A 13709-nucleotide genomic window follows, 5' to 3' on the forward strand; every position below is an offset into this window, starting at 1 on the left:
AATCGGCGACCAGGGAAAACCAGCCAACCCAGCGCTGGTGCAGCAGTGGCTGGAGCGTCTGAAGATGCAAGACAAGCTCAAGCTGGAAGGCAACAAGGTGCTCAATCTGCAACTGTCGAAAGGGCAGAGCAAACGTCTGGCGCTGCTGTTGGCGGCTGCCGAAGAGCGCGACATTCTGCTGCTCGACGAATGGGCGGCGGATCAGGACCCGCATTTCCGTCGTATCTTCTATCGTGAGCTGCTGCCGTGGTTACAGGAATCGGGCAAAACGGTGTTCGCCATCAGCCACGATGATCACTATTTCATTCATGCCGATCGCTTGCTGGAGATGCGCGAAGGTCAGCTGAGTGAGTTGACCGGCAACGAACGCGAGATGGCAACGCTGGATGCGGTGCAACGTACCGATACCGGCCATTAACGCCAGCCGGGAAAGCTTAGCGAAAACCCTTATTGGGCAAGGTGTTGCGGAGTGGGTAAAGTAACTCCCAGCAGAAATCCTCGTTTCTGCGTCCCTGGAACACTTTTCTGTCGTCTTGTGTTGTCACCGGCTCGGGTTTATTTCTGAGCCGGTTTTTTATTTTGTCGGTAGCGGATGGGTCAGCAGCGTAATCACACGGTTTCCAGCCAGCCAGAAACGCGCCTGCAACAATACTTTCGTGGTGAAATGCCCATCAAAATCCCGACACAAGCGTAGCGTTGCGCGGCCTTGCTGCACGTTCAGTTCCACCACTTCCGCCTGATGAAAATCCATCGGCTGATGCAATTGCGGCCACAACGCTTTATACACACTCTCTTTCAGTGAAAACAGCAACGTAGCGGCCTGGGCAAAGGGCAAAGGTTGCGCCAGCAGACGCTGTTTTTCCGCCGTGCTCATCAACATCCCGGCGGTTTCATCGGCGGTTTCCTCTGCCATTATCTGCTCAACGTCCACGCCAATGCACAATGGCTCGCGCGTCGCAGCCATCACCGCAACGCTGTGCGTATGCGACAGCGACGCCTGAATGCCGGCGGGCCACAACGGTGAACGATCGGGCGCATTACACAACACAAAGTGCGGTAAACCGAAGTGCGCAAAGTTTTGCTGCACCAGCCAGCGACTCGCCAGATGCTCGGCTTTGCGTTTCGTCACCGCGCTCTGTAGCGACGCGGGCAGCGGCAGTTGCCACGCCTGGTGCAATTCAGCATGCCAGTGATGTTGATCGAATTCGCACCAGGCGATCGGCAATGTATCCAGCGACATGCCAGCAGCGCGGATAAACGGGGAAGAGGGCAGGGCAAGCGGCGTTTCAGAGGCGAACATAAAAAAAATCACGGCTGACGGAAAACGTAGTTTTACCAGCCAGCCGGATGGAGAGCAAGCCAAAGGGGCTCGCCTACTTTTAGTTATTTGGCGGAATAGCCATGCCTTTAATCTGCACCACGAAGTGCTGATGGCCTTTGGTGATGCGCGCACCGCGATCGCACCAGCGCGAGGCGAGACGGAAGAAATCGTCGCTGCCGATATCGTAAGCCAGTTCAACTTTATTGATACCCGAGTGCAGGAGTTCTTCCGCATCCTGCAGGTTTTTTGCTTTGATGACCATAATGGTTTCCATCGAAAAAACAAGAGACCTAAGAGTAAGAGAATTCTGTGACAGTTTTGTTTCAGTTTGATGAAGTGCTGTCATATTTATCCAGAAATGTGATCTGGCTAGGTTTGGGTTGCTTTCGGTAAGTTACTGATTAAAAGCCAATAATCAGCAATTTTTTGGCGATAATCTGATAATGCTTTACTGCATTGAAAACATATGAAATCACCAGACTTTAAATTCTGGCTTTACTTCTAACATATATGAATTAGCGTATGTGATGGATTTTTACCGGAACCTGGCCCAATGCTTCCTGTTCAACTTTTCAAACTGCTTGCCGACGAAACGCGTACGATGATCGTTTTATTATTGCGAGAGGCCGGAGAGTTGTGTGTCTGCGATCTCTGCGCCGTTACCCAACAATCACAGCCAAAGATTTCACGCCACATTGCCTTGCTGCGCGATGCTGAGCTGATTGTGGATCGACGTGAAGGTAAGTGGATTCACTATCGTCTCTCTCCGCATATGCCGGCCTGGGCTGCATCGATTATCGATACGGCCTGGAATAGCCAACGTGAGGACGTGCGTGAGTCGCTGAAGAACGCCGCCGCTACGGGTTGTGAATAATCATTAAACACATTCGATTATTCGAATGCATTGGAGGCACGATGTTTCTGGCAGGCGCAATATTTGTTTTGACCATGGTATTTGTCATCTGGCAGCCGCGCGGCCTGAGCATTGGCTGGACGGCAACGATAGGGGCTTTATTGGCGCTGGTGACCGGCGTTATCCAGTTAAACGATATTCCCGCTGTCTGGCATATCGTCTGGAATGCTACGGCTGCTTTTATCGCCGTCATTATCATCAGCTTGTTGCTGGACGAATCCGGTTTTTTTGAGTGGTGCGCTTTGCATGTCGCGCGTTGGGGAAGGGGGCGAGGGCGGCGGCTGTTCACCTATATCGTGTTACTCGGCGCGTGTGTTGCTGCGCTTTTCGCCAATGACGGTGCGGCTCTGATATTGACGCCGATCGTTATCGCCATGCTGCTGGCGCTAGGATTCAGTAAAGGCGCAACGCTGGCTTTTGTCATGGCAGCCGGATTTATTGCCGATACCGCAAGTTTGCCGCTGATCGTCTCCAATCTGGTTAACATCGTTTCCGCTGATTTCTTCAAACTGGGATTCATCGATTATGCGGCGGTAATGGTTCCGGTTGATATTGCCGCCATCATCGCAACGCTGGTGGTGCTGCACCTTTTCTTCCGCAAAGAGATTCCCGCCAGCTATGAGGTTTCACGTCTTAAACTGCCAGCAGAAGCCATCAAAGATCCCGCAACCTTCAAAGCCGGTTGGCTGGTGCTGTTGCTGCTATTAGTGGGTTTTTTCCTGCTGGAGCCGCTGGGTATTCCGGTTAGTGCTATCGCCGCATTGGGCGCGTTAATTCTGTTTATCGTTGCCAAAAGAGGTCATGCAATTAACACCGCTAATGTGTTACGCGGCGCACCCTGGCAGATCGTGATTTTCTCGCTGGGTATGTATCTGGTGGTTTATGGCCTCAAAAATGCCGGGCTGACGCAATATCTCACTGACTTGCTCAACCTGTTTTCCAGCCAGGGTTTATGGGCTGCCACCTTGGGTACCGGTTTGGTGACGGCGCTGCTTTCCTCAGTGATGAACAATATGCCGACGGTACTGATTGGTGCTCTGTCGATTGATGCCGGTTCCGCGCAGGGCGTGATAAAGGAAGCGATGATTTATGCCAATGTGATTGGCTGCGATCTCGGACCAAAAATCACGCCGATTGGTAGTCTCGCCACGTTGTTATGGCTGCACGTTCTCGACCAGAAGAACATCAAAATTAGCTGGGGATATTATTTCCGCGTGGGGATCGTGATGACCTTGCCCGTGCTGCTGGTCACCCTGAGTGCGTTGGCCTTGCGCCTGACACTGTCCCATTAAAATGAGAGCAATCATGACCGACATCACCATTTACCACAATCCTGCCTGCGGTACATCGCGCAACACGCTGGCGTTAATTCGCAACAGCGGCATTGAGCCGACCATTATTCTCTATCTAGAAACGCCGCCCAGTCGTGAAAAGCTCAAAGCGTTGATCAGTGCGATGGGTATCAGCGTGCGTTCCTTGCTGCGCAAAAATGTCGAACCTTTTGAGCAATTGGCTTTGGCTGAGGAGAGATTTAATGATGAGCAACTCATCGAGGCGATGTTGAACTATCCCATCCTGATTAACCGCCCGATCGTCGTATCTCCGCTAGGAACACGCTTATGTCGGCCTTCAGAAACGGTATTTGATATTCTTCCCGATGCGCAGCAGGGAGCATTCATCAAAGAGGACGGTGAGAAGGTGATCGATCAGCACGGAAATCAAATCGTTTAGACCAGATCTCAGGCAATAAAAAAGCAGCCATTAGGGCTGCTTTTTTGGGATTTTGGTCGGCACGAGAGGATTTGAACCTCCGACCCCGGACACCCCATGACCGTGCGCTACCAGGCTGCGCTACGTGCCGAACGAGGAAGAATATTACTGTTTCCGCGCACGATTGCAATAAGAGCAGCATTTAACTGCCTCATAATTAATCAGTTTGCGACGAATCGCTTCTCTTCCGTTAATACCTGCAGCAGCAACGCCAGCTGCGGTTTATGATCTTTTAGCTTGTGACCCTGCGCATCGTAAGCGCTGTAGCTGCCGTTGTTATTCAGCACCAGCGTCACGGTTGGCGTGGTCACTACCAGCTTGCCATCTTCGCTGCTCGCCACCCAATCGTGGCTGCGTTGCGCGGCAAACAGGTCTTCACCCTGCGAGAAGTTGGCGGGGTTGGTGCGCACGTGCAGCAGACGCTGCATTAGCGTGGTCATCACGTCCTGCTGATCGGTCAGGCGATCGATGGTTTGCGCGGGCGTATTCGGCCAATGCACCACCAGCGGCACCTGCAGGGTCGCGCGATTACCTGGATTGTCATCGTTGCTATCCAGATTGACCGCACGCTGCGCCGTAATCACCACCACGGTATTTTTCAGTAAATCGCGATCCTGCAAGGTTTGCAGCACCGCATTAATCTGCTCATCGACACCGCTTGCCTGACGCGTATAGCTGCGCTGGCGCGCCTTCAGGTTGTCGCCATTGACCGTAACACCGTTCAGAGCAATCCACGAGAACCACGGCGCGCTGTTAGATCGTTGGCCGTTGAGCCAGTTTTGCCATTGCGTCACCGTGGTGCTATTCGGCTGGTTATCGGCCTGAGGCAGCGAATAGTCCGCTAATAAAGCCTGGCGATACAGCGGTTGGCTGAAGCCGTCTGATGAGAACAAGCCAAACTGATAACCTTGCGCATTCAGCGCATTGAGCAGGGCCGAAGGCGTTCGCGATGCTAAAACTCCATCCATATAGCTGGAAGAGATGCCGTAGAACAGGCCAAACAGCCCTTTTTCCGGCTGCAGTCCTGCGCTGTAATGCTGGGTGAAGCGCACATTTTCACTGGCGAATTGATGGAGCGACGGCAGCGCTTTTTCCACCGTGGCGTTATTCAGGCCATCAACGGTCAGCACCAGCAGATTGTGGCGCGTACCGCCATCGCGGAAGGTTATGTCACTCAGCGGATACTGCACTGACAACGCTTCAGGATCGCCTTGCTGCACCAGACGGCGCTGATACTCTTGCGCATCCAGCAAACCGTGACGCTCAAGGAAGCGACGCGCGGTCATTGGATAGGAGAGCGGCAGATTGGCGCGCTGCATGGTAATCGGGCGATAGAAGTTGGCATCGGCCCAGATATACAGTAGATGGCTGGCGAAGAAGGCGCTGATAAACAGGGCGGCCAACGGCTTACCGAACGAGCGCCGATTAAGGCTACGCAGCTTTTGCCAGCTCCAGGTCGCGAACAGCATCTCGACGAGGAAAATCAGCGGCACGCTGATAAACATTAGCTGCCAGTCGCGCGCCATCTCGCTTTGATCGGGGTTAATCACCAGCTCCCACACCACCGGATTGAGGTGCAAGTGGAAGCGGCTGAAAACCGCGCTATCGACCATAATCAGCGTCAGCCCGGCGGTGGCGATAATCGCCGACAGCACCCTGAGCAATCGCTGTGACATCACCACAAAGGTGAGCGGGAAAATGATCAGCAGATAGCCCGCAAAGACAATAAAACTGAAATGACCGATCCAGCTGGTAAAGGCATAGATACGTCCCGCGAGTGACGCGGGCCAGTCGGCGACCAACAGGTAGCGGCTGCCTAATATAAACGCGAAGATAATATTAAACAGGGCAAACCAATGCCCCCAGCTGATCATCTGGGAGACTTTTTCGCGGTAGCGCTGCCGGTTGGTTACCATATTATGAGGTCAAATCTGCATATTAATGAGCGTTATCGTCGCGTACGGATGACTGCAACGCATCCGCGAAAGATCGTGCCAGAGTGCGGCGTTGAGCCGGTGAAACGCTGGTATTGATCAAGTTAGTTACCATGTTACCCAATACCATCAGGGAAAGGTCGGTTGGCGCTTTGTCTTTTTCAAGAATCTGCGCCATCTCTGCGAGGAGCTTTTCCACGCGTTCGTCACTGTAACGGGATGATTGTGGCATATCGTCGTCTAATCAAGGGTGAAAAGGCGGTATATTACCGTAACAACGCACTTTTTTCCGCAATTTTATCGCAAGCAGAGCGATCAGTTTGTGCTGGTAGTTGAAAGCGGCTGCGGGCGGTGTTTGAATACGCGCCTGAGCTAAAAGGAGAGTCTACCATGAGTCTGGATATCGACCAGATTGCCCTGCATCAGTTAGTTAAACGTGATGAAAACCAGCTGGAACTGGTACTGCGCGACACTTTGCTGCCTGCGACCCGCGCGGTTGAAGAGATGGCAGAAGAGCTGCATCGGGTTTATAGCGCCAAAAGCAAAGCTTACGGCCTGTTTAACGAAGACAGCGAACTGGCCGATGCGTTGCGTAACTGCCGCAAAGGGGAAGATGACTTTCTGGCATTTAGCCGTGCGGCAACCGGACGTCTGCGCGATGAGCTGGGTAAATATCCGTTTGCGGAAGGCGGCGTGGTGCTGTTCCTGCACTATCGCTATCTGGCCGTGGAATATTTGCTGATTGCGGTTCTCAACAGCCAGTCGAGCATGCGCGTCAATGAGCAGCTGGATATCAGCAGCACGCATTATCTTGATATCAATCATGCGGATATCGTGGCGCGTATTGATCTCACCGAGTGGGAGACCAACCCGGAATCCACCCGTTATCTCACCTTCCTGCGCGGTCGCGTGGGCCGTAAAGTGGCGGATTTCTTTATGGATTTTCTCGGTGCCAGCGTTGGTTTAGACACCAAAGCGCAAAACCGTGGCTTGCTGCAAGCGGTTGATGATTATTGTGCCGAATCAGATCTCGATAAAAACGAGCGCCAGAACTATCGTCAGCAGGTTTACACGTACTGCAACGATCAGCTGCAGGCCGGCGAAGAGATTGCGCTGCACGATCTCTCCAGCGAATTACCGCCATTAGGCGAAAAAACCTTCCAGGCGTTTACTCAGGAGCAGGGTTACGAATTGGAAGAGACCTTCCCAGCGGATCGCAGCACCTTGCGTCAATTGACCAAGTTCGCAGGTAGCGGCGGTGGCTTAACCCTGAACTTCGATGCCATGCTGCTTGGCGAGCGCATCTTCTGGGATCCCACCACTGACACGCTGACCATCAAAGGTACGCCACCAAATTTACGCGATCAGTTGCAACGTCGTACCAGCAGTAAATAAAAAAAGCCGGGTCACCAAAGTGCCCGGCTTTTTTATCAGAATGAATAGTTTATTCCACTGCTGATGAGCGAATCGGTGCGGAATTTGCCACCAAAGCTGTGTTTCGCGCCAATATTCGCTGACCAGTTGTCGCTGATTTTCCCTTCGAAGCTCAGATGAGCCCGGTAACGATCGTCGTCCAGCGCACCATACACGCGTCGGCTGTGGCGATCCTCAAGAGTCAGTGAAGAGCCGGAGCTGCCCGGTGAAAACTGTTTTTCAACGCTTGCGCTGAATCGCACCCTTGGTAGCAGCGCACCGAGCCCCTGCTTGCTGACTTCAATACCCGGCGTGAGTCCCCACGGCATGGCTGAACTCAGAGCAATGCGGGCATCTCGGCTTTGCAGCGTATAACCCGGCATATAGCCTGCGCTGGCCTTCACATAAGGCGACAGCGTGAACGATGTGTCCACCAGAGGGAAGGATTTACCCAGTTTTGCACTGCCGGCCAGCATATGGCTGGTTTTTGAGGTGCTTTCCACTCCCAATACCGGGTCAAGGTTGATGTCCTGACGCAGGTGCAGGTAGCTGGCAGCAAGATCCATAAACCATCCATTTTCGTTCATGCCGCTTGCATACAGACCCAGAGTACTCAGCTTATGGCTGACGCTGGCTTCATCCCTGGCATTTCCCTGGCTGTAACTGGCGGTGACGCCGTACAGCCACGCATCCGCTTGCGTATCGGCGCCGATCTCCAGCTTGCTGTCTTTTAACGTTACGCTATCCATCCCGCCGCGATTCTGGCTAAGACTGGCCCATGCGCCGCTGTCTTCATGGCTACCGCGCAGCAGCTGAGCGCGATCGGTCAGCATGCTGCTGATTTCACTAAACAGGTAGTGACGCGAAGCGAGCAGGGCGCGAGTACTCTGCACCAGCGGCTGATTATCAATGACGTCAAACCAGTCTTCTGCAGTACCCGGTTTTGGCGTGATCTCTGGCTCAGGTTTTACTTCAGGCTCAGGCTTCACTTCAGGCTCAGGCTTCACTTCGGGCTCAGGCTTCACTTCGGGCTCAGGCTTCACTTCGGGTTCGGGCTTAATTTCGGGTTCAGGCTCAGGGTTAGTTACCGGATCGGGTGGTAGCACCGGATCGGGCGTTTTGGCAATGATCCATTTCACGCGACCATTCTCTTCCACAACCTGATGATCGGCGGTATACAGCGAGAACCCGCGTTTGACCGGAGGTAGCGTGAAATAATCATGCGCGGTACCGGCGGGTGCGTTGACCAGCACGATCTCTTTTGCGATGCGGTTGGGGAAGGTTTCGCCCAGCATAAAACCGAGATCGAGGGTGTTGCTGCCGCCCTGCGCGCTGGAACCAATGTATAAGCTGTCGCTGATGGCGGATTGTGGCGCGATACCGAAACCAAGCTGCAGGTTATTTGCCGTCAGATGTTCAACAGAGAGCAGCTTCGGCGTCCAGGCCATTTCATCTGCAGAAAGCAGGGAAATGATACCGCCTTTACCTGCATCCAGGCGATGCACGCGGCTGTTACCGTTCATGTTCCAGAACGTCTCACTGCTCAGGGTCATTCGCGCTGCGTGACTGTCGTTGATGTGGCCGTGATAATTGACCTTGCCAAGGTGGAGCGCTGCGTTATCACCCAGCGTGATATTGCCTTCGACTGTACTGGCGGGAAGAAAGCGCAATTCTTCAGCGTTTCGCCGTGCAACTTTGCAGCTGCCTATGCTGCTCTGAACCGGCGAGGTGCAGCGTAAAATCTGATCCTCATCCTGTGCATCAGGATTGTAGCCAAGGATAAGCTGGCTGTTATCACCGGCCTGAATATCGGCTTTAACCTGCGCGTATTCCCCCACCTGGAAGCGCGCGCCACTGGCAACCACTGCATTATTGGCGGAGAAAGAAGAGGCATACCAGTCATCGTCAATAATCAGGCCACCGGCATGAGGGACGGGCTGGCCGGAAAGTAATAGTGTGCCATTGTTGACGTTAATATTACCATTGAGATTCGCTCCACCCACTAATGCCAGGTTAGCACTGGCTATTGTGGGTGAAAAGGTAAAGTCCAGTTTCCCATTAACAGTAGATGTGTTATCTGCTCCCAGAAATCCCCGATACACCAGGTGGTTCAGTTCTTTAGCGCGGTATTCCTGCGCCTCTACAGGATCAAATCCAATATACTTCCAGTAAGTGTTGTCTTTCTGATCGGTTGGGAACCAGCTATAGTTAGGCGTCTTTAACTGGAAATATTCCCAGCGTTTTGATTTGTCATTATAATCTTCGTAAATATCGCCGATATTCCCCGCAGAGTTATTTCCCTGCCATTCCTGAATAGCGATGTCTTTGGCATTAAATCCGGTTAACGTCAAATCTGAATTATTGTTTAAGTGCGCATTGATGATTGATGCGCCGCTGTCCGTATGGTTGATCTGCCGCATCGTAAGGTTGTTGCCATTTAAATCCAGCATACCGCCACGATAGCCAAAGAAGATGTTATTCGCATCAACCTGATCGCCGCTGTTCATTACTACAGTTGGGCGGCCGCTGGTTATATAAAGGCGCGAAAACGCCTGACGAATGCCCTGCGCATCTTTTTGTTGATCGAGAATAACGGTGCCATCGCCGATATTCAGCCCCCCTCCATTAATGCCTTTTGCATTAATGTGCAGCACACCGCCGCCAATTTTATGCAGGTCATCATCTTTCAGGCCATTAACCTGCCACAGCACGGTTTTATCTTTATCGACTTCAACGCCGCCGCCGACCCAGGTGGCATCAACACCATCGGCAGATTTAAGCGTGTAATTATTAGAAAACTGCAGTTTACCTGCGCCAAGGTTTACCGCATCACTTAAAATAATTTTGCCACCTGCACCGTTGAAACGGATATCTTTGGTAGCGTCCAACTCGGCATAACTCGCTTTGGCAGGTGCCACGTGACGATACTTTTCATCCAGACCCTGCCAGTCCCATTTTTGACTGCCTTGATCAATGGTTGTCTTATTCCATAAAATGACTTCTGCGTTGTTAATGTCCTTAACATCAGGTGAGATATTGGCTGCAACGATGCCGTCATAAAAACCATCTGGTATTAACGCACCATATGACTCTCGTGAGTAAGGATTTGGGTTTGCACCATAGCGGCTTCCTGAATGTGCAGCGACCAATTTCCACTGTTTATCAATTGAGTCATAGCCATAATAAGGGCTGCCGCTGTCGCCGGGTTGTGTTGTGATGGTCAGAGCTGTGGAAAGAGGGTTATCAGGTGACAACTGCGTAAAATAAAAATAATTTTTGGTAAATTCGACGAGTTTAGGATCAATAGATCCACCGGCTAGCCATGAATAACCGCCGGCAATGTGTACCATATCTTTTTGATCTTCGCTGACTTGGTACATGATGCCCGCCCCGGCGCGCGCATAAGCTGTATAGCGAGTGCCATGACCATTTTTCAGATCAATACTTTCAATGCGTCCAACCGGTAACGCTTCTGTTACAACTTTATTTAACCGCGGCATCATGTAATCGCGATCAATATCGTCTGGAATGGCATTGCGATTGATAAAAACATAGCGTGGTGAATATTCGGAAGGACCACCAAAAAATACGCTTTTTAAATCTTTCATATGGCGAGCAGTAATAACATATGAGGGTGCGGTTAAGGCAGTGAAGCCGCGACGGGATATGCTACTCAAATCAGGCATAGGAAAATTCAAATTGCCGGATAAATCGCCATTTTTTTTATAAATTGGAATATTACTGATTCCGGGACGAAATTTGCCCATATTCTCAGCAAAGTCGCGGTAATCTTGCACATTGGTATCATGGCGCATGACTCCCGCATACGAGGGGAGCGCAACAAGCAGCGCGCTGTAAAATAAAGCGGTGATTTTATTCATTTGAAGTCCTTAGGGGGCGTTTCCTTGAAAATGCTGAGCAAACCGCATTGTCCAGAAAGTCCTATGACTTCATCGTGAAGAATGGTCTTAAATACAATAATAACAAGGCTGAGAAGGGAACAAAGCTAATTAAGTGGATATTGAAACGAAGTAGATCTTAGGCAAAATAAAAGGGCTGGTTTCGCAACCGGCCCTTCTACTTACAACTCATTTCGCGATTAAGCGCGAATGAAGTCGATATGGAACAGTTTTGGCTTGAACGGATGACGCTGTACCGCCTGAGCTTTAACTTTAACTTCTTTACCATCAACAGCGATGGTCAGCACTTCGCTGTAGAACTCAGGTTTAACCTGCACGTTCATCACAGCGTCGTGGTCCAGTTCGATAGCAACTGGTGCTTCATTTCCGCCATAGATGATGGCTGGGAATTTGTTTGCTACACGCAGGCGGCGGCTCGCACCCTTACCCTGGTCTTTACGTACTTCAGCGTTAATAGTGAACATTTGATGTCTCTTCAATAGTTCCTGCTACAGGCGACCCAGCAACAGGACGGTTATTCAAACTGCTTTTACGGATGCAAAAGCGGGCGGCATTATAGCCCCAATGATGCCGCAGGGGCAAATGATTCCGCCGCTTATCGCAGCTCATTGGCGCGGCGATAACGGCCCTGATAATCAAACATTTTTTCGCGGATCTGCCAGAAATGGCCTTTTGCGCGCGCCACCACAAAGTCCGGATGGCGTAATAAAGGCTGTAAGGCGATGACATCTGCTGCGGTTTGCCAGCCAAGTTCCACGCCTGGCGCGCGCTGATGCGGACGCATAAACAGCTGCTCAAAGGCTTTACGTTGCGCTGGGGTTTGCAGGCGAAAACGCTCGCTGACGCTGGTGCCATCTTCATCGAAATAGGTGGCTTTCAGCCATTCACCTTTGTCATCGCGTCCTTGCTCCAGCGTCATGCCAGAACAGCGCAACACGCGCGCATCTTTCAGTTTCAGCGCGGCTTTCAGCATGTCATCCGGGTCGACCAGAATTTTGTTGCATTGATGGCAGCGCCGTGCGGCGATGTCATTCTCGGCCCCGCAATCCGGGCAGCTTTTAAAGCGAAAGCGATAATCACACTGCTCGCGCTCGCCTTCATCATCTTCCAGCACGCCCTGACAGCGGCGACCAAAATGCTCGATGATGTGTCCATCTTCGGTGGTTTTGCCCCAAAACGTGTTGGCGAAACCGCAGGCGGGACAGAACACCTGCACCGGCTGATTGTCGCTGGCCCCTTTCGGTGCGCCGACTTCGGGGGTGAAAAGATCGTGCGGATTACCGGCGTAATCCAGCACCAGACAATCGGTTTTGCCAGGCGACAAGCGTAAACCACGCCCCACGATCTGCTGGTAAAGGCTGACGGATTCGGTAGGGCGCAGAATGGCGATCAAATCAACGTGGGGCGCGTCAAAGCCGGTGGTCAGAACGGCAACGTTGACCAGGAACTTCAGCTGCTGCGCTTTAAATTCACCAATCAAGCGGTCGCGATCTTTCACCGCCGTTTCCGCCGAAACCAGCGCGCTGTTTTCGGGCAGCAGCGTGAGAATTTCACGGGCATGTTCCACGGTAGAAGCAAACACCATCACACCGCGCCGATCTTCAGCAAACTCAACAATCTGCCGGATAATATGCGGTGTTACGCGATGCTGTTGTTTCAGCTCGCGGTTGAGATCGGCTTCGCTAAACAGCCCGTTATTCTGTGGGATCAGCCGGCTAAAATCGTACTGCACCACCGGCATATCTAAGCGCTCCGGTGGCACCAGAAAGCCGTGTTTGATCATATAGCGCAGCGGCAGCTCATAAATGCAGTCGCGGAACAGCGCTTTCTCATCACCGCGCACCATGCCGTGATAGTGGAACTGATAAATCCAGCCTTTGCCGAGACGGAAGGGCGTGGCGGTCAAACCCAACAGTCGCAACTGCGGATTATGCTGCCGCAGGTGGGCGAACAGCAGCTGATACTGGCTCTCTTCGTTATCGCTGATGCGATGACACTCATCGACGATCACCAGCGAAAAGGCGCTGTCGAAGCGATCGAGATTGCGCGCCACCGACTGCACGCTGCCAAACACCACTTTGCTTTCGCTCTGCTTGCGCTGCAAACCGGCGGCGAAGATGTCGGCTTGCAGGCCATACGCCTGATATTTACTGTGATTCTGCTCCACCAGCTCTTTCACGTGGGCCAGCACCAATACTCGTCCGCGCGCTAACCGCGCCAGTTCAGCAATCACCAGGCTTTTACCCGCACCGGTTGGCAGCACAATCACCGCCGGCGTGGTATGGCGGCGAAAGTGGTTGAGCGTGGCGTCAACCGCCTCTTGTTGGTATGGGCGCAGGGTGAATGACATCGGGGCAAACTTTTTTCTGGAACGGACGCGCATTATGGCATGAAAGCCAGTTAAACGCAGGTTCACTACTGTTAGCAGTCTAAGGATC

12 protein-coding genes and 1 tRNA gene are annotated in these 13709 nt (G+C 52.3%); 5 read left to right on the plus strand and 8 right to left on the minus strand.

Going from position 1 to position 13709, the window contains the following annotated elements:
* Positions 1–418, plus strand: a 418-nt coding sequence (locus RTM06_RS08645; RefSeq protein WP_312181442.1) for an ATP-binding cassette domain-containing protein, incomplete at its 5' end; no start/stop codon positions are given.
* A gap of 156 nt (positions 419–574) precedes the next feature.
* On the opposite strand, the gene RTM06_RS08650 is transcribed toward RTM06_RS08645, so the two are convergent.
* Together RTM06_RS08650 and RTM06_RS08655 are read right to left on the minus strand one after the other, a co-directional pair.
* A complete protein-coding gene (locus RTM06_RS08650) occupies positions 575–1300 on the minus strand; it encodes a 4'-phosphopantetheinyl transferase superfamily protein (protein WP_312181444.1) in 726 nt (241 codons plus the stop codon).
* Between the two features lie 79 nt (positions 1301–1379).
* Positions 1380–1583, minus strand: coding sequence for a hypothetical protein (locus tag RTM06_RS08655; protein ID WP_008105079.1), 204 nt, complete (start codon positions 1581–1583; stop codon positions 1380–1382).
* A gap of 291 nt (positions 1584–1874) precedes the next feature.
* Here RTM06_RS08655 and RTM06_RS08660 point away from each other — a divergent pair, with 291 nt between their 5' ends.
* From RTM06_RS08660 to arsC, 3 genes are read left to right on the plus strand one after another with little or no spacing between them, the layout of a single operon-like run.
* Entirely contained in the window at positions 1875–2195 is a 321-nt protein-coding gene (locus RTM06_RS08660; RefSeq protein WP_312181446.1) for a metalloregulator ArsR/SmtB family transcription factor, read from the plus strand.
* A 41-nt stretch (positions 2196–2236) separates the two neighbouring features.
* Positions 2237–3526 carry an arsenic transporter gene (locus RTM06_RS08665; protein WP_312181449.1) on the plus strand — a complete coding sequence of 430 codons (1290 nt, stop codon included), beginning with the start codon at positions 2237–2239 and terminating at the stop codon, positions 3524–3526.
* Between the two features lie 13 nt (positions 3527–3539).
* Complete coding sequence (gene arsC / locus RTM06_RS08670) at positions 3540–3965, plus strand: glutaredoxin-dependent arsenate reductase (RefSeq protein ID WP_312181451.1); 426 nt, start codon at positions 3540–3542, stop codon at positions 3963–3965.
* Between the two features lie 53 nt (positions 3966–4018).
* Here arsC and RTM06_RS08675 read toward each other — a convergent pair.
* The 3 genes from RTM06_RS08675 to RTM06_RS08685 all read right to left on the minus strand — a co-directional run bounded on the left by RTM06_RS08675 (position 4019) and on the right by RTM06_RS08685 (position 6170).
* Positions 4019–4095, minus strand: a tRNA-Pro gene (locus tag RTM06_RS08675).
* Positions 4096–4165: 70 nt separating this feature from the next.
* Positions 4166–5920, minus strand: a complete 1755-nt coding sequence (gene yejM / locus RTM06_RS08680) for an LPS biosynthesis-modulating metalloenzyme YejM (protein ID WP_312181453.1) — start codon at positions 5918–5920, stop codon at positions 4166–4168.
* 22 nt (positions 5921–5942) lie between these two features.
* Complete coding sequence (locus tag RTM06_RS08685; RefSeq protein ID WP_036648480.1) at positions 5943–6170, minus strand: YejL family protein; 228 nt, start codon at positions 6168–6170, stop codon at positions 5943–5945.
* 158 nt (positions 6171–6328) lie between these two features.
* Between RTM06_RS08685 and yejK the strand changes: the two genes are divergently transcribed.
* On the plus strand, positions 6329–7333 hold the full coding sequence (gene yejK / locus RTM06_RS08690) for a nucleoid-associated protein YejK (protein WP_154181563.1): 1005 nt from the start codon (positions 6329–6331) through the stop codon (positions 7331–7333).
* 35 nt (positions 7334–7368) lie between these two features.
* Here yejK and RTM06_RS08695 read toward each other — a convergent pair whose 3' ends face one another.
* The 3 genes from RTM06_RS08695 to RTM06_RS08705 all read right to left on the minus strand — a co-directional run bounded on the left by RTM06_RS08695 (position 7369) and on the right by RTM06_RS08705 (position 13621).
* Positions 7369–11232, minus strand: a complete 3864-nt coding sequence (locus RTM06_RS08695; RefSeq protein ID WP_312181456.1) for a S6 family peptidase — start codon at positions 11230–11232, stop codon at positions 7369–7371.
* A gap of 218 nt (positions 11233–11450) precedes the next feature.
* The gene (gene rplY, locus RTM06_RS08700) at positions 11451–11735 is read right to left on the minus strand and encodes a 50S ribosomal protein L25 (RefSeq protein ID WP_256696934.1); all 285 of its coding nucleotides are present in this window, start codon (positions 11733–11735) and stop codon (positions 11451–11453) included.
* Positions 11736–11866: 131 nt separating this feature from the next.
* Positions 11867–13621 carry a DEAD/DEAH box helicase gene (locus RTM06_RS08705; RefSeq protein ID WP_312181458.1) on the minus strand — a complete coding sequence of 585 codons (1755 nt, stop codon included), beginning with the start codon at positions 13619–13621 and terminating at the stop codon, positions 11867–11869.
* Between the last annotated feature and the right edge of the window lie 88 nt (positions 13622–13709).

This window comes from Pantoea sp. CTOTU46764, from assembly GCF_031974595.1.
Classification (GTDB): domain Bacteria; phylum Pseudomonadota; class Gammaproteobacteria; order Enterobacterales; family Enterobacteriaceae; genus Pantoea; species Pantoea trifolii.